This is a genomic window from Streptomyces sp. NPDC031340 (genome assembly GCF_055569945.1).
Genome location: NZ_JBVIIE010000024.1, coordinates 68,174 through 83,796, shown reverse-complemented (window position 1 = coordinate 83,796; position 15,623 = coordinate 68,174). Strand labels below are relative to the sequence as shown.

General features: G+C 72.1%; 18 protein-coding genes and 1 pseudogene. 10 read left to right on the top strand and 9 right to left on the bottom strand.

The features are described 5' to 3' along the window. Positions 1–31 precede the first annotated feature (31 nt). Complete coding sequence (locus ACZ5GT_RS20340) at positions 32–499, bottom strand: pyridoxamine 5'-phosphate oxidase family protein (protein ID WP_469026191.1); 468 nt, start codon at positions 497–499, stop codon at positions 32–34. Positions 500–639: 140 nt separating this feature from the next. Here ACZ5GT_RS20340 and ACZ5GT_RS20335 point away from each other — a divergent pair, with 140 nt between their 5' ends. Then, positions 640–1,296 carry an isochorismatase family protein gene (locus tag ACZ5GT_RS20335; RefSeq protein WP_469026188.1) on the top strand — a complete coding sequence of 219 codons (657 nt, stop codon included), beginning with the start codon at positions 640–642 and terminating at the stop codon, positions 1,294–1,296. On the opposite strand, the gene ACZ5GT_RS20330 is transcribed toward ACZ5GT_RS20335, so the two are convergent. Beyond that, a complete protein-coding gene (locus tag ACZ5GT_RS20330; protein ID WP_469026183.1) occupies positions 1,283–1,789 on the bottom strand; it encodes a Rieske (2Fe-2S) protein in 507 nt (168 codons plus the stop codon). The genes ACZ5GT_RS20335 and ACZ5GT_RS20330 overlap by 14 nt on opposite strands. A gap of 164 nt (positions 1,790–1,953) precedes the next feature. Between ACZ5GT_RS20330 and ACZ5GT_RS20325 the strand changes: the two genes are divergently transcribed. The 7 genes from ACZ5GT_RS20325 (at position 1,954) to ACZ5GT_RS20295 (ending at position 8,167) form a co-directional block, all read left to right on the top strand. Further along, positions 1,954–2,718: a HipA family kinase gene (locus ACZ5GT_RS20325; protein ID WP_469026176.1), complete on the top strand. Its 765-nt coding sequence runs from the start codon at positions 1,954–1,956 to the stop codon at positions 2,716–2,718. A gap of 17 nt (positions 2,719–2,735) precedes the next feature. Then, positions 2,736–3,164, top strand: a complete 429-nt coding sequence (locus ACZ5GT_RS20320; protein ID WP_469026396.1) for a DUF3037 domain-containing protein — start codon at positions 2,736–2,738, stop codon at positions 3,162–3,164. A 126-nt stretch (positions 3,165–3,290) separates the two neighbouring features. Continuing rightward, positions 3,291–4,052 carry a 3-oxoacyl-ACP reductase FabG gene (gene fabG, locus ACZ5GT_RS20315; RefSeq protein ID WP_469026169.1) on the top strand — a complete coding sequence of 254 codons (762 nt, stop codon included), beginning with the start codon at positions 3,291–3,293 and terminating at the stop codon, positions 4,050–4,052. A 12-nt stretch (positions 4,053–4,064) separates the two neighbouring features. After that, the gene (locus tag ACZ5GT_RS20310; protein WP_469026165.1) at positions 4,065–4,820 is read left to right on the top strand and encodes an SDR family oxidoreductase; all 756 of its coding nucleotides are present in this window, start codon (positions 4,065–4,067) and stop codon (positions 4,818–4,820) included. Positions 4,821–5,011: 191 nt separating this feature from the next. After that, positions 5,012–6,595, top strand: a complete 1,584-nt coding sequence (locus tag ACZ5GT_RS20305) for an ABC transporter substrate-binding protein (RefSeq protein ID WP_469026160.1) — start codon at positions 5,012–5,014, stop codon at positions 6,593–6,595. A 90-nt stretch (positions 6,596–6,685) separates the two neighbouring features. Next, positions 6,686–7,369: a uracil-DNA glycosylase gene (ung, locus tag ACZ5GT_RS20300; protein ID WP_469026155.1), complete on the top strand. Its 684-nt coding sequence runs from the start codon at positions 6,686–6,688 to the stop codon at positions 7,367–7,369. 240 nt (positions 7,370–7,609) lie between these two features. Then, on the top strand, positions 7,610–8,167 hold the full coding sequence (locus ACZ5GT_RS20295; protein ID WP_469026149.1) for a hypothetical protein: 558 nt from the start codon (positions 7,610–7,612) through the stop codon (positions 8,165–8,167). Positions 8,168–8,227: 60 nt separating this feature from the next. Here the strand turns inward: ACZ5GT_RS20295 and ACZ5GT_RS20290 are convergent, their stop codons facing one another. Next, positions 8,228–8,674 carry a hypothetical protein gene (locus ACZ5GT_RS20290; protein ID WP_469026144.1) on the bottom strand — a complete coding sequence of 149 codons (447 nt, stop codon included), beginning with the start codon at positions 8,672–8,674 and terminating at the stop codon, positions 8,228–8,230. A 112-nt stretch (positions 8,675–8,786) separates the two neighbouring features. Continuing rightward, positions 8,787–9,308: a DinB family protein gene (locus ACZ5GT_RS20285; RefSeq protein WP_469026137.1), complete on the bottom strand. Its 522-nt coding sequence runs from the start codon at positions 9,306–9,308 to the stop codon at positions 8,787–8,789. Positions 9,309–9,451: 143 nt separating this feature from the next. Here ACZ5GT_RS20285 and ACZ5GT_RS20280 point away from each other — a divergent pair, with 143 nt between their 5' ends. Further along, positions 9,452–10,357 carry a Gfo/Idh/MocA family protein gene (locus ACZ5GT_RS20280; RefSeq protein ID WP_469026129.1) on the top strand — a complete coding sequence of 302 codons (906 nt, stop codon included), beginning with the start codon at positions 9,452–9,454 and terminating at the stop codon, positions 10,355–10,357. Here the strand turns inward: ACZ5GT_RS20280 and lnt are convergent. From lnt to ACZ5GT_RS20255, 5 genes and pseudogenes are all read right to left on the bottom strand, one after another. Continuing rightward, on the bottom strand, positions 10,281–11,798 hold the full coding sequence (gene lnt / locus ACZ5GT_RS20275) for an apolipoprotein N-acyltransferase (RefSeq protein WP_469026390.1): 1,518 nt from the start codon (positions 11,796–11,798) through the stop codon (positions 10,281–10,283). The genes ACZ5GT_RS20280 and lnt overlap by 77 nt on opposite strands. 164 nt (positions 11,799–11,962) lie before the next feature. Continuing rightward, positions 11,963–12,451 carry a nuclear transport factor 2 family protein gene (locus ACZ5GT_RS20270; protein WP_469026123.1) on the bottom strand — a complete coding sequence of 163 codons (489 nt, stop codon included), beginning with the start codon at positions 12,449–12,451 and terminating at the stop codon, positions 11,963–11,965. A gap of 201 nt (positions 12,452–12,652) precedes the next feature. Next, positions 12,653–12,841 (bottom strand): annotated as a pseudogene (locus ACZ5GT_RS20265) (phosphotransferase-like protein); the annotation flags it as partial. A gap of 33 nt (positions 12,842–12,874) precedes the next feature. After that, positions 12,875–13,054 carry a hypothetical protein gene (locus ACZ5GT_RS20260; protein ID WP_469026116.1) on the bottom strand — a complete coding sequence of 60 codons (180 nt, stop codon included), beginning with the start codon at positions 13,052–13,054 and terminating at the stop codon, positions 12,875–12,877. Between the two features lie 295 nt (positions 13,055–13,349). Continuing rightward, on the bottom strand, positions 13,350–14,225 hold the full coding sequence (locus ACZ5GT_RS20255) for an undecaprenyl-diphosphate phosphatase (RefSeq protein ID WP_469026108.1): 876 nt from the start codon (positions 14,223–14,225) through the stop codon (positions 13,350–13,352). A 443-nt stretch (positions 14,226–14,668) separates the two neighbouring features. Here ACZ5GT_RS20255 and ACZ5GT_RS20250 point away from each other — a divergent pair, with 443 nt between their 5' ends. Continuing rightward, a complete protein-coding gene (locus tag ACZ5GT_RS20250) occupies positions 14,669–15,604 on the top strand; it encodes a DUF6807 domain-containing protein (RefSeq protein WP_469026101.1) in 936 nt (311 codons plus the stop codon). The last annotated feature ends 19 nt before the right edge of the window (positions 15,605–15,623 follow it).

The following is a 15,623-nucleotide window of genomic DNA, read 5'->3' as shown; positions in this document are numbered from 1 at the left end:
CGCCGGGGTGCACCGCGGACGGCGGCGTCGGCTACCGCGACCCCAGCTTGCGGAAGTCCCAGGACACCGTCTTCGCGGGCGTCAGCCGCATCCAGGCGTGTCGGCCGTCGTGCGGTATCTCCTCCATGCCGAAGTTCTTGCGGGCGAACAGCGTCTCCGGCACGTCGAGTTCGGCGCACAGCTCACCGGTGCGCGGGATCTCGCCCACGAACTCCACGGACCCGGACAGCTCCACGCCCCGCAGCTCGTCGTACTCCTCGCCCGTGTCCACCACGATCGCGACCCGGGGATCGCGGCGCAGATCGCTCCAGCGCTTGCTGCGCACCACCGAGTACAGCCACATCGACGTGCCGTCCCAGGCGAACCACAGGGTGCTCACGTGCGGAGCGCCGTCCGCCGAGACGGTGGCGACCCGGCAGGTGCGCTGGGTGGTGAGGAACTCGTCCAGCTCGCCGGACGTCATCATGATCTTCCGGCCCCGGCGCTGCGTGACGGTCATGCGCCCACCTCTTCTCTCACGTCGTGCCAGAGGAACCCGTGATCCTCTGACATCACGTCAGAAAAGGATGAGCCGTCTTCCCTCCGTGCGCAATGCCGACTAGTCTCGCCCGCTCCCACCGTCGGTGACCAGGGGGACCCGTGCCGTCCTACGAACAGATCGGCGAACTCCTCGATCCGGCGACCACCGTGCTGCTCACCGTGGAGTGCCAGCAGGGCGTCGTCGGCCCCGACAGCGCCCTGCCCGAACTCGCCCGGGAGGCACGCGCCTCCGGCGCCCTCGCCAACGTCGCCCGGCTGGTGGCCGCCGCGCACGCCGCCGGCGTCCAGGTCGTCCACGCGATCGCCGAACGCCGCCCCGACGGCCGGGGCGCGAGCCGCAACGCCCGCCTCTTCCGCGCCGCCGGGAAACTCCCCGTCCAGCAGCTGTCCGGCACCACCGCGGTCCGCGTGGCCGCCCCGATCGAGGTCACCGAGCAGGACTTCGTCGTACGGCGGCTGCACGGGCTGTCCCCGATCCAGGGCACCGACGTCGACGCCCTGCTGCGCAACCTCGGCTGCCGCACCCTCGTCGTCACCGGCGTCTCCGCCAACGTGGCGATCCCCAACGCCGTCTTCGACGCCGTCAACCTCGGCTACACCGCCGTCGTGCCCCGCGACGCCATCGCGGGGGTGCCCTCCGACTACACCCCCGCGATGATCCGCCACACCCTCGCCCTGGTCGCCACGATCGTCACCACGGACGAGGTGCTGGGCTGCTTCCGCGGGCCCCGGCGCCGCCGGATCACCCCAGCGTGATCGAGTCCCCGCTGACGGTGATCTGCTCGGCGGGCAGCGCCTGGGTCGCCGGGCCCTTCTTGACGCTGCCGTCGGCGACGGAGAACTCGCTCTTGTGACACGGGCAGACGATGACGCCGTCGGCGATGCTGCTCACCGCGCAGCCCTGGTGCGTGCACTTGGCCGAGAACGCCTTGAACGTGCCGGCCGCGGGCTGGGTGACCACCACCCCCTGGTCCTTGAAGATCTTCCCGCCGCCTTCGGGGATGTCCGCGGTCTTCGCCAGGACGGTTCCGCCGGAGCCCGACGCGGAGCCGGACGCCGACTCGGACGCCGAGCCACCGCCCGCGGCGTCGCCGCCCGTGTTCGCGCCGGCCTGGGTGCCGGAGGAGCCCGAGGCGTCGTCGTCCGACCCGCACGCGGTCAGCGCGACGGCGAGTCCCGCCGCGCCCACCGCCGCCACGACGGTACGCCGGGCGGGTCCCGGAACGGGATGAAGCGGTTCGCTGGTCATGCTGACGTTCCCTTCATGCGACTTGGTGATCCGCACAGAGGTACGGCCGAACGGCAGGGGTTGTTCAGCCGAACCCGGGATCGAACCGGCCGCGGACCACGGGGAGGCGAGCCCGGGGCGGCGATCCGGGACATCGCTTCGCCGTAGGCCAGTAACCTGGGGCGATGCTCAAGGAAGTCAGCGCGACCCGTTACATCACGCCGTTGCGCGAGGGCGGTTCACTGCCGGGGCTCGTCGAGGCGGACGACTTCGGGACCTACGTCATGAAGTTCACCGGCGCGGGGCAGGGCCGCAAGACGCTGGTCGCCGAGGTCGTCTGCGGCGAACTCGCCCGCAGGCTGGGCCTGCGCACGCCCCGGCTGGTGACGATCGACCTCGACCCGGTGCTGGGGCTCGGCGAGCCCGAGCAACAGGTGCAGGACCTGCTGCGCTCCAGCGGCGGCACCAACCTCGGCATGGACTTCCTCTCCGGCGCCCTGGGATTCGACCCGCTCGCCTTCGCCGTGAGCGCCGAGGAGGCCGGGCGGATCGTCTGGTTCGACGCGCTGGTGAACAACGTCGACCGCTCCTGGCGCAACCCCAACCTGCTGATGTGGCACGGCGAGCTGTGGCTCATCGACCACGGCGCCACCATGATCTGGCACCACAACTGGCCCTCCGCCGATGCCTCCGCGGCCCGCCCCTACGACGCCTCCGACCACGCGCTCGCCCGCTTCCGCCCCGACGTCGCGGGCGCCGCCGCCGACCTGGCCCCCCGCGTCACCGAGGACCTGCTGGCCGAGGTGACCGCGGAGATCCCGGACGCCTGGCTCACCGACGAGCCCGGCTTCGCCACCCCCGACGAGCTCAGACGGGCCTACGCGCGGCCCCTGCTCGCCCGGGCCGCCGTCGTCCACGAGCGCGTGACCGGCATCGAGGAGGGCAAGTGAGCGAGCGGCACATCCACATGGCCGGTCACGTGACCGAGCGCCACATCACCCGGGCCGGGCAGGGCGGCGACCGGGACGTCTTCGAGTACGCCCTGCTGCGCGTCGTCCCCCGCATCGAGCGCGGCGAATGCGTCAACGCCGGGGTGCTCGTGTACTGCCGGGCCCGCTCCTACATCGGCGCCCGCACCCATCTGGACGAAGCGAGGCTGCTCGCGCTCGACCCGGACGCCGACGTGGCCGGCGTCCGGGCGGCCCTGCGGGCGGTGGAGGGCGTGTGCGGCGGCGGCGACGCGGCGGGGCAGGCCGCGGGCGACGACGCCGGGCGGCGCTTCCGCTGGCTGATCGCGCCGCGTTCCACGGTCGTCCAGCCCGGACCGGTGCACACTGGGCTCACCGCCGATCCGGCGGCGGAGGCGGAACGGTTGCTCGAGCTGCTGGTGAGGTAATGGATCACACCCGCCTCGTGTGGCGTTGACACCGAGTGCCAGGGCTTCTAGCGTCACGTCTGCCGAAGGTACTAAGCGGTCGCTCACCAAGCGGGCGTACTTTCTCAAGGGCGAGGAGAAGCAGCAATGTCCACCACTGAGCAGCGGGTCGCCGTGGTCACCGGCGGAGCGCGCGGCATCGGGGCCGCCACCGCCGTACGACTGGCCGCCGAGGGTCGCGCGGTCGCCGTGATCGACCTCGACGAGGCCGCCTGCAAGGACACCGTCGAGAAGATCACCGCGGCGGGCGGCAGGGCGATCGCCGTCGGCTGCGACGTCTCCGACGAGGCGCAGGTCGAGGCCGCCGTCGCGCGCATCGCCGAGGAGCTCGGCGCGCCGACGATCCTCGTCAACAACGCCGGCGTGCTGCGCGACAACCTGCTGTTCAAGATGAGCGTCTCGGACTGGGACACCGTCATGAACGTGCACCTGCGCGGCGCCTTCCTGATGTCCCGGGCGTGCCAGAAGCACATGGTCGACGCGAACTTCGGACGCATCGTCAACCTGTCGTCGTCCTCCGCGCTCGGCAACCGCGGCCAGGTCAACTACTCCGCCGCCAAGGCCGGTCTGCAGGGCTTCACCAAGACCCTGGCCAAGGAGCTCGGCAAGTTCGGCGTCACCGCCAACGCGGTCGCGCCCGGCTTCATCGCCACCGAGATGACCAAGGCCACCGCCGACCGCGTCGGGATGGGCTTCGAGGACTTCAAGGCCGCGGCCGCCACGCAGATCCCCGTGGCACGGGTCGGCGAGCCGGACGACATCGCCAACGCCATCGCCTTCTTCACGGGCGAGGCGGCCGGCTTTGTCTCCGGCCAGGTGCTGTACGTCGCCGGCGGACCACTCGACTAGGGGCAGGGGAACATGACTGCAGAACTCTCCGGCAAGGTCGCCCTCGTCACGGGCGCCAGCCGCGGCATCGGTTACGGCATCGCCGAGGCGCTCGTCGCGCGCGGCGACCGCGTGTGCATCACCGGGCGCAACGAGGAGGCCCTGAAGGAGGCCGTCGACAAGCTCGGCGCCGACCGGGTCATCGGCGTCGCGGGCAAGGCGCACGACCTCGACCACCAGGGCGAGGCCGTCGCGCGCACCATGGAGGCCTTCGGCCGCGTCGACTACCTGGTCAACAACGCCGGCACCAACCCGGTCTTCGGCCCGATCGCCGACCTCGACCTCGGCGTCGCCCGCAAGGTGTTCGAGACCAACGTCATCTCGGCGCTCGGCTTCGCGCAGAAGACCTGGCACGCCTGGCAGAAGGACAACGGCGGCGCCATCGTCAACATCGCCTCCGTCGCCGGTCTCGCGCCCTCGCCGTTCATCGGCGCGTACGGCGTCAGCAAGGCCGCGATGATCAACCTGACCCAGCAGCTGGCGCACGAGTTCGCGCCGAAGGTGCGGGTCAACGCGATCGCCCCGGCCGTGGTGAAGACCAAGTTCGCGGAAGCCCTGTACGAGGGCCGGGAAGCGGAGGCTGCCGCCGCCTACCCGCTGGGCCGGCTCGGCGTGCCGTCCGACATCGGCGGCGCGGCCGCGTTCCTCACCTCCGAGCAGTCCGACTGGATCACCGGCCAGACGCTGGTCGTCGACGGCGGCATCTTCCTGAACGCCGGCGTCGCCTGACGCGAAACACCTTCAAACGGGCGCCGTTGCACGAAAGCGGCGCCCGTTTCGGCGTACAGAAAGATCACAAACCCCTGACAACGTCGTCAAAAGCGCGCTGATCAAGCGGGCCGTGGACGGGCAGGTTCAGCCGGCGTGGGGCTGCGGTATGGTCTGCCAACCCTTGGTACGGCAGATCGAGGAGCGTGCGCGTGTTCAACCGGAACCGATGCCTGCGGAAGGTGGCGGCCATCGCGTCCATGTCGTCCCTGGTGGCCGGGTGTGGCGTTCTCTCGTCGGGCTCCTCCGACGACAAGGGCCCCATCGTCGTCGGGACGACCAGCGCCCCCAGCACCCTGGACCCCGCCGCGTCCTGGGACAGTTCCTGGGAGCTGTTCCGCAACATCTACCAAACGCTCCTCAGCTACCCCGAGGGCGCGACCACCCCGCAGCCCGACGCGGCCGACCACTGCCGCTTCACGGACCGCTCGAACACCACGTACAGCTGTGAGCTGCGTGACGGGCTGAAGTTCTCCGACGGGCACGCGCTGGACGCCAAGGCGGTCAAGTACTCGATCGACCGGATCAGGACCATCAAGGTCAACGGCGGTCCCGAGGGCCTGCTGGGCAGCCTCGACCGGGTCCAGGCGCTGGGCGACAGGGAAGTCGTCTTCCACCTCAACAAGCCGGACGCGACCTTCCCGTTCGTGCTCGCCACGCCCGCCATGTCCATCGTCGACCCCGAGGAGTACCCGGCCGACTCCCTGCGCAAGGACGGCAAGGTCTTCGGGTCGGGGCCGTACACGCTGCAGTCCTACGAGGACGGCAAGAAGGCCGTCCTCGCCCGGAACGGCAACTACAAGGGCTACGCCGACCGGAAGAACAGCGCGGTGACCATCCGCTACTTCCAGGACTCCGCCGAGATGGTCAAGGAGCTCAGAGCGGGCAAGCTCGACGTCGCCTTCCGCGGCCTCAACGCCGACGACATAGTCAACCTGCAACGGCACGACAACGACGGCGCGCTCCAGCTCATCGACGGCGCCGGCACCGAGATCAACTACCTGGTGTTCAACCCGAAGGACCCGTGGGCCGGCAAGCTCGCCGTCCGCCAGGCCATCGCCCAGGTCATCGACCGTGGCGCGATCGCGCACAAGGTCTACCGGGACACCGTCGAGCCGCTGTACTCCATGGTCCCCAAGGGCCTGACCGGGCACACCACCGGCTTCTTCGACGACTACGGCAGCCCCAGCCCCGCGAAGGCCCGCAAGATCCTCACCGAGGCGGGCATCACCCAGCGCGTCCCGCTCACCCTCTGGTACACCACCGACCGCTACGGCTCCTCCACCAAGCTGGAGTTCGAGGAGATCAAGCGGCAGCTGGACGACTCCGGCCTGTTCACGGTCACCCTCAAGAGCCGGCCCTGGAAGACGTACGTGACCGGCTACCAGAACGGCGAGTACCCGGTGTTCGGGCGCGGCTGGTTCCCCGACTTCCCCGACCCGGACAACTTCATCGCGCCCTTCGTCGGCGCCCAGAACGCGCTCGGCACGCCCTACCCGGCCCCCGAGATCACCGGCAAGCTGCTCCCGCAGTCCCGCAGCGAGAGCAACCGGGCCGAGGTGGTCAAGGAGTTCGAGGAGGCCCAGCAGATCCTGGTGAACGACGCCCGGCTGCTGCCCATCTGGCAGGGCCGCCAGTACGTGGCCGCCAGCGACGACATCTCCGGTGCGGAGCGGGCGCTCGACCCGTCGACGATCATGATGATGTGGGCGCTGTACCGCAAGACCAGCTGGTAGGAGCCGGCCGTGCGGTCGGCGGGCTGATTGTCAGTGGCCGCCTGTAGGTTCTGAGACCTGGAAACGACCGCACACCGTAAGGAAGTTGACGTGACCGACATCGCCATGCTGCCCGAGTCCTGGCGCGGCGTCCTGGGTGACGAACTGCAGCAGCCCTACTTCAAGGAGCTGACGGAGTTCGTCGAGGAGGAGCGGGCGAAGGGTCCCGTCTACCCTCCGCGGGAGGAGGTCTTCGCCGCCCTCGACGCGACGCCGTACGACGCGGTGAAGGTCCTCGTCCTGGGCCAGGACCCCTACCACGGCGAGGGCCAGGGGCACGGGCTGTGCTTCTCGGTGCGTCCCGGCGTGAAGATCCCGCCGTCGCTGCGCAACATCTACAAGGAGATGCACGAGGAGCTGGGCACGCCGATCCCGGACAACGGCTACCTGATGCCGTGGGCCGAGCAGGGCGTGCTGCTGCTCAACGCGGTGCTCACGGTCCGGGCCGGCGAGGCCAACTCGCACAAGGGCCGCGGCTGGGAGAAGTTCACCGACGCGGTCATCCGCGCGGTGGCCGGCCGGCCCGACCCGGCGGTCTTCGTGCTGTGGGGCAACTACGCGCAGAAGAAGCTCCCGCTGATCGACGAGACCCGGCACATCGTGGTCAAGGGCGCCCACCCCTCGCCGCTGTCGGCGAAGAAGTTCTTCGGCTCCCGTCCGTTCACGCAGATCAACGAGGCGGTCGCGCGGCAGGGCCACGCCCCGATCGACTGGACGATCCCCGACCTGGGCTGACCGCCACGGAACCGGCATCGGGCGGGACGGGCCCACACCCCTGGGCCCCTCCCGCCACCCGTGGGCCCCTCCGGCCACCTGTGGCTCGGTCCCGCCGCCCGTGGACCGTTCCGCACCCGTGGGACGGTCCCGTCGCCGGGCCGGGCGGCGGGGAGGGGCGTGCCGTGCCGCCGATTCCGCGCGATCCGCCGGGCAGGCGTTAGCGTCGGAGGACCGGACGACGAGCGCGCGGAGGACACGGTGGCGGAGCGACAGGAGCGGGCGGTGCCGGACGCCGTGATGACGCGGATCGGGCAGGTCGTCATGCTGCACCACGCGGGCGACCGCGAGGAGGCCCGCCACCGCTACCTGCGGCTGTGGGCCGAGATCGGCGAGGACGGCGACCCGCTGCACCGCTGCACGCTCGCGCACTACATGGCCGACGCCCAGGACGACCCTGCGGACGAACTGGCCTGGGACCTGCGGGCGCTCACGGCAGCGGAGGAACTCACCGACGAGCGCCTCGCCGAGCACGAGCAGGGGCCCCGGCACGGGCCCCGGCACGAGCACGCGCCCGCGGTGCGGGCCCTCTACCCTTCCCTGCACCTCAACCTCGCCGCCGACTACGTCAAGCTCGGACGCGGCGGACCGGCCCGCACCCATCTGCGCCTGGCCCGCGGGGCGGCCGAGGCGCTGGCGGACGACGGCTACGGCGAGGGCGTCCGGGCGGCTATCAGCCGGCTGGAGCTGCGCCTGGGGGAGGACGGTTCCCCCGGCTCCGGCCCGGAGACGTGGGGGCAGCCGCGACCGCGGCCCTAGGGTCCGGGGCCGCGCCTTCCCGGCTGCGAGGCGAGGGTCCTCGGGCGCGGGGCGGCCCGGTCAGTGGCCGTAGGTCCGCTCGCAGATGGCGGTCTCCGGACTGTCCGCACGCCAGCCGCCGTACCTGCGGCCCAGGGCGCACACGTCCGCCTTCTTCGCGGGAGCCGGGACGGGTACGGCCGGGGGCTCGACGCGGGGACGTGCCGGGTGCGCCGGCCCCTGGGGGTCGGCGCGGGGGACCGGGGGGCGCTGCCGTGACGGCTGCCGGGGCGGCGTCGGGGCCGCCGGCCGCTCCGGCGCCGGCCGGGACCGTTCCGGTGTCCGGGCCGGGCGGGACGGGGCGGTCGTCGCCAGTGCCTCCCGGGCCGGCGCCTGCACGGTCCGCGGCTCCGGGCGCGGCGCCGCCGGCGGCCCGGACGCGGGCGGACGCTGGACCGTCACACAGCCGGCGAGAGCCGAGACGGCCGCGGTGACCAGGAACGTTGCGGTGATCGTCGTTCGATGCACCCGCGCCACGATGTCGAATTCCGCGCGCCCGCGGACACCGGACCGGCGCGGTATGCCCCGCACGGGTGATCTCCGCCCCCGTACGGAGGTCCGGGCCGGGCCGAGGGTGACGTCACTCGCCGGTCGCGCCGTCGAGGCGCTCGCGGAGCAGGTCGGCGTGCCCGTTGTGCCGCGCGTACTCCTCGATCATGTGGGTGTAGATCCAGCGCAGGTTGTACCGCTCGCCGGTGCGCCGGTGCCGGCCCTTGGACACCTCGTCCAGGCGGAAGCCGGCCGCGTGGCGCCGGGCCGCCTCGATCTCGCCCTGCCAGACGGTGTACGCCTCCTGCCAGGTGTCCGCGTCGGTGACGTGGAAGTCGCCGTCCGGGTCCTCGTCGCTGTAGTACAGCGGCCCCGCGACGTCGTCCGGCTCGTCGGCCATGACCCTGCGGAACCAGGACCGCTCCACCTCGGCCATGTGCCGGACCAGCCCCAGCAGGGACAGCGTGGACGGCTCCACCGCGGGGGTTCTGAGCTGGGCGTCGGTCAGGCCCTCGCACTTCCACGCGAGGGTCTGCCGGTGGTAGTCCAGCCAGCCCTCCAGCATGGTGCGTTCGTCGGCGGTGGTCGCGGGTTCGCTGCGCTCGGTCGTCATGACCGGCATCCTCGCCCGGCGACGCCGACGCCGCCAGGAGTTTTCGGCGCGCGGAGGTGCGCGCGGACTCCGCCGGAACCCCCGGCCCGCGCCCCCCGTATGCTTCCGGGCAGGCACCGTCGGCAACTGCGGGAGGTAGGGCCGTGAAGGTCGGCTGCATCGGACTCGGCGACATCGCGCAGAAGGCCTACCTGCCCGTGCTCGGCGTGCTGCCCGGCGTGGAACTGCACGTGCAGACCCGTACGCCCGCCACGCTCGACCGGGTCGGCGACAGCCTCCACCTGCCGCCCGGGCAGCGCCACCGCGACCTCGACACCCTGCTCGCCCAGGGCCTCGACGCCGCCTTCGTGCACGCGCCGACCGTCGCCCACCCCGAGATAGTCGCCCGGCTGCTGCAGGCCGGCGTGCCGACGTACGTCGACAAGCCGCTCGCCTACGAACTGGCCGAGTCCGAGCGGCTGGTGGAGCTCGCCGAGGAGCGGAACGTCAGCCTCGCCGTCGGCTTCAACCGGCGTTACGCCCCCGGGTACGCGCAGTGCGCCGAGCACCCGCGCGATCTGATCCTCATGCAGAAGAACCGGATCGGGCTGCCGGAGGAGCCGCGCTCGATGATCCTCGACGACTTCATCCACGTCGTGGACACGCTGCGCTTCCTGGTGCCCGGCCCCGTGGACGACGTCACCGTGCGCGCCCGTGTCGAGGACGGGCTGCTGCACCACGTCGTGCTGACGCTGGCCGGGGACGGCTTCACCGCGCTCGGCGTGATGAACCGGCTCAGCGGCTCGGCGGAGGAGATCCTCGAGGTGTCCGGGCAGGACACCAAGCGGCAGGTGCTCAACCTCGCCGAGGTGATCGACCACAAGGGCCAGCCCACCGTGCGGCGGCGCGGCGACTGGGTGCCGGTGGCCCGGCAGCGCGGCATCGAGCAGGCCGCGCTCGCCTTCCTCGACGCGGTGCGGACGGGCAAGGTGCTCAGTGCCCGTGATGCGCTGGAGACTCACGAACTGTGCGAGCGGGTGGTACTCGCGGTGCTGGAGCCGAGCGCCTGAGCCGGACCCCGCGCAGGCCCTCCGCCGCGCACCAGACGCCCAGCACCAGGATCGCGCCGCGCACCGCCCAGTCCCCGTGGCGGGCGTACGGGGTGACGCCGTGCGCCAGCGGCACGTCGTACACGTGCGTGGTGTGGGCGCCGGTGCCCAGCCACGGGCCGATGCGCTGCCCGCTCGGCCCGTAGACCGCGGAGACGCCCGTCAGGGTGGCGTGCACCATCGGGCGGCCGGTCTCCGCGGCGCGCAGCGCGGCCAGCGAGGCGTGCTGCTCGGGGGCCCAGCTGTGCTGGAACGTCGACGTGGCCGACTGCGCGACGAGCACCTCGGCGCCGTCCCGGGCGAGGTGGCGGCTCATGTCGGGGAACGCGGACTCGAAGCAGACCATCGGACCGACCCGCAGCCCGTGCCCGACGTTCATCACCACCTGCTCGGTGCCGCGCCTGCGGTCCTCACCCGCCGCCTTGCCCACCGAGGTCGCCCAGCCGAGCAGGGAACGGGCGGGGATGTACTCGCCGAAGGGCACCAGCCGCATCTTGTCGTAGCGTTCGCCGGTGAGGCCGTCCGGGCCGACGAGCACCGAACTCTTGTAGATGCCGGGCTTGTCGGAGCGGCGGGCGTCCACGTTGACCAGGATGTCGGCGCGGGTCTCGCGCGCCAGCGCCGCGATCCTGCGCGCCAGGTCGGGCCGGGCGGCGAGGTCGTAGCCGACGCTGCTCTCGCCCCACACGATCAGGTCGACGTCCTGTCCGGCGAGCCGGCGGGTGAGCGCTTCCTCGCGTGCGAAGCGCTGGTCGGCGCCGTCCATGACGCCGGGCTGGACGACGGCTATCCGGACCCGGCCGTCGGTGCGGGGGCGCGGCGACCACACCCAGGCCGCGGAGGCCGCCACGGCGGTCGCGAGGAGGCCGGCCACCGCGGGCACCCGCGCGGCACGGACCGACACCAGCACGGCGACCGCGACGTTCACCGCGACCACCAGGAAGCTGAGCAGCCACACCCCGCCGACCGACGCCAGCCGCAGCGCCGGCGCCACCTGCCACTGGCTCGAGCCGAGCATGCCCCACGGTCCGCCCAGTCCCTGCCAGGAGCGGACCAGCTCCACCATCAGCCAGCCCGACGGCAGCACCAGCAGGGCGGCCGACACCCGGGCCGGACCGGGCGCCCCGCCCAGGAGCCGGTGCACCAGCCAGCCCCAGGGCGCCCACAGAGCACCCAGCAGCAGGGCGATCAGGAAGATGAACACGTGCAGGCTCGGCAGCAGCCAGTGGTGCACGGCCACCAGGAAGCCGAACCCGCCCCACCAGCCGTCCCAGGCCGCGCGCCGCCCGGTCGGGGCGGACCGGACGAGCAGGATCCACGGGACCAGGGCCACGTAGGCGAACCACCACAGCGAGGGCGCGGGAAACGCGAACAGGGCCAGGGCGCCGGCCAGAGCCGCCATCACCGAACGGCGCCAGGGGGAGGACCGCCAGCGGGAGGTCCGCCAGGGGGAGGTCCGCCAGGGGGAGGTCCGCCATCGACCGAAGATCTTCATATGGCGCCTCTCTACCCAGTGATGACTCCAGTGTGCGGGCATCCGATGATCTGTGACAGGGGACTTCCGGCTCAGTCGGCGGTCCCGGGAGCCGCGGGCCGTGCGGGCAGGCGGCGCCACTTCTCCCGTACGACCACCTCGGTCAGCCGCCAGCCGTCGGAGGTGCGCAGCAGCGCGAAGTCGTACCGGCCGCCGCACACCAGGTCGGGTGCGGAGGAACTCCCGCCGTCCGCCGTGAACCGCATCGGGTTGACGTAGTCGGCCCGCACCCGGGCCGTGTCGCCGGTGTCCTGCTCCAGGACCCCGAAGCGTATCCGGCGGTTGACGATCAGATGCTGCCGCACCGGGAACAGCCGCATGCTCTCCGCGAGCCACTCGGCGACCGTCCCCACGTCCCCCTCGATGCCGCCGGCCGAGCGGTAGTCCGCCCGCCCGCCGGGCGCGAACAGCTTCCGGTAGGCCGCCCAGTCACCGTCGTCCACGGCCACCGCGTAGTCGGTGACCAGCTCGTCCACGGCCACCCGGTCCAGTAAGGCCGCGAGCTCCACACGCTGCGTCATCGCCCCAGTGTCGGACACACCGGCCCCCGGGCCAAGCGGGAGGGCGGCATCGGACGGCGGTCACAGCTGTGGCGGGGGCAGCGGCTACTGACCGTCTCCGCCGGTCAGAAGCTGTTCGAAGGCGGTCGGCCGGGGGCGGTCGGTCAGGAACTCCTTGATGCGTGCGGCGCACTCGCCGGGCGTGAGAAGGCCGGTGTCGCAGTCCAGCTCGTCCGGCGGGAGCGGGACCGGCGAGCGCATCGCATGGAACGCGTCGACCGGCATGTGGAAGTACGGCTCGTCGAGGATCCGCAGCAGCTCGGCCGCGATGGTGGACTTGCCCGAACTGGACGTGCCGTTGAGGAAGACCACGACGCCGCGGCGGGCCGGAACGCGATCGAGGTGCCGCACGGGATCTGCCGGTCCCCTTCTTCTCCTCTGGCGTCAGGCCGCTTCGATGACGTCGGCCCGGATCGCGGCCGCCCACTCGACGACCAGCAACTCGTACTCCGCGCGCTCCTGGGCCGACAGGGAGCCGCCCGCGCGCATCCACAGGGCACGGATCTGCTCGTTGACCTCGGCAGCAGACCGCACGGAACCAGGGGTCACGGATTCGGGGGACATGCGCCCCAGCCTAGGGGCAAGAACTGACACTGCGCTACCGGGCGGCTACGCATCCCGTATGCATTTCGTCACGAATTCTCGGTCGTCCGTTTGAGTCCGGCCAACCCTGCGGTGGCTGAATCGTGCGGCGTCCAGGACAGCGGTGCTGGTCAGGCGCTCGCGGCAGGGGAGTGGGGGGAATGGCGCGATGGGCCGTGCGGGGTGGCGTGCGCCGGTGGCCAGGTGGTGTGCGGCACGGCGCGCGTCGGCGCGTTAGCGCTGTTCTGCCGGCCGCCGGACGCGCGGCGCCGGCGGGTCAGCCGGCCGACTCCGCCGCGTGCGGGCTCAGCACGCCCGCCGCCACCAGGGCGATGATGACGATGCCGAGCACGACGCGGTACCAGACGAACGGCATGAAGCTCCTGGTGGAGATGAACTTCATGAACCAGGCGATGACGGCGTACCCGGAGGCGAAGGCGATCACCGTGGCGAAGAGGGTCGGACCCCAGGAGACATGGTCGCTCTCCATCGCGTCCTTGAGCTCGAAGAGGCCGGAGGCGAGCACCGCCGGAATGGCGAGCAGGAAGGAGTACCGGGCCGCCGCCTCGCGCCGGTAGCCCATGAACAGCCCGCCGCTGATGGTGGCGCCGGAGCGGGAAACGCCCGGGATCAGCGCCATCGACTGGCATATGCCGAAGATCAGGCCGTCCTTCACCCGCAGGTCGTCGAGCGTCTTGCGCTGCTTGGGCGCGCGGTGCCGGCCGCCGTTCTCGTCGCGCGCCGCCAGCCGGTCGGCGACGCCGATCACCACGCCGACGACGATCAGCATCGTCGCGGTGATCCGCAGATCACGGAACGGCCCCTCGATCTGGTCCTTGAACAGCAGGCCGAGCACGCCGATCGGGATCGAGCCGACGATCACCAGCCAGCCCATCTGCGCGTCGTGGTCCTCGCGCATCGCCTTGCTGGTGAGCGAGCGCGCCCAGGCCCAGATGATCCGCCCGATGTCCTTGCGGAAGTAGATGAGCACGGCGGCCTCCGTGCCGATCTGGGTGATCGCCGTGAACGCCGCACCCGGGTCCTTCCAGCCGGAGAAGGCGGCGGTCAGCCGCAGGTGCGCGCTGGAGGAGACGGGAAGGAACTCGGTCAGCCCCTGGACGAGTCCGAGGATGAGGGATTCAAACCAAGACATGGAGGAAGCGGGTCCAAGTGCTGATCGCGGCGCGGGAATTCGGGCAGGTTTCGGGCACACCGCGCCCCGGGCGCGGTGATCACGTGCGTCCAGGGCAGCCTAGCGTCCCGGAACGACAGCCCTCGCACAGGGGCTCGACGGACGAATGTGCTGGGCTCGATCGGACGGAGGTGCGGGGCTCGGTCGGGCGGAGGTGCTGGGCTCGGTCGGACGGAGGTGCTGGGCTCGATCGGGCGGAGGTGCTGGGCTCGGTCGGACGGAGGTGCGGGGCTCGATCGGACGGAGGCGCGGGGCGACGGGGCCGCTCGGGCGGAGGGGGTGCCGGCCCGGCTGCGGGGGTGTTGACCTGCGGCGGGGGCGGCGCTTACGTTGCAGCGGAGGGGGAAAGCGCTTGCTGACACTCCTCGCCGGTTCGCCGTTCCCGAGGAGTGCTGATCACGCCCATGCCCACCGTGACCGGCCCGCGCGTCGTCCACACCCACGGCGACCGGATCACCGTCGCCGAACCGGCCGCCGGCGTGGAGCTGTTGAGCTACGTCTACGCCCCGGAGGCCGCCTGGGAAGCCCCCAAGCCGTACATCCACCCGCTGCGGACCCTGGCGGGCGACGTGGTCACCGGCTACCGGCCGAGCGACCACCGCTGGCACAAGGGCCTGCAGCTGACGGCGTCGCACCTGTCGGGCGCCAACCTGTGGGGCGGCAACTCCTACGTGCACGGCGAGGGGTACCTCGAACTCCCCCAGCGCGTAGGCTCCATGGCGCACGTCGCCTTCGACGAGGTCGCCGCGCACGACGGCCGGGCGGTGATCGCCGAACGGCTGACCTGGCACCCGCACGGCGGTGACCTGTGGGCGGACGAGGAGCGCCGGATCGAGGTGCACGACGTCGAACCGGAGTCGGGCTCCTGGGCCCTGACCTGGACGAGTGTCATCACCAACCGCCGCCGCGAGCCGCTGCGGTTCGGCAGCCCGACCACGGCGGGACGTGAACTGGCGGGCTACACGGGCCTGTTCTGGCGCGGACCGCGCGCCTTCCGGGGCGGGCGGATCATCGGCCCCGACGCCGAGGGTCCCGGTCTCATGGGCGAGCAGGCGCCGTGGCTCGCCTTCTCCGGCGAGCACGACGGCGCCGACGGCCACGCGACCCTGGTCTTCGCGCACGCTCCCGGCAACGACCACCTCGGTGCCCGCGGCGCCCACCCCGCCCACTGGTTCGTGCGCAACGAGCCCTTCGCCGCGGTCGCCCCGTCGTGGGCCTTCTACGACGAACTGGAGCTCCCGCCCGGCGAGTCTCTCACCCGCCGCTACCGGATCGTGGTGGCCGACGGCGTGTGGGAGCGGGCGCGGATCGCCGAGTACCTGGCGGCGCACCCCTGGTGACCGCGCGGGCCTGACGGCC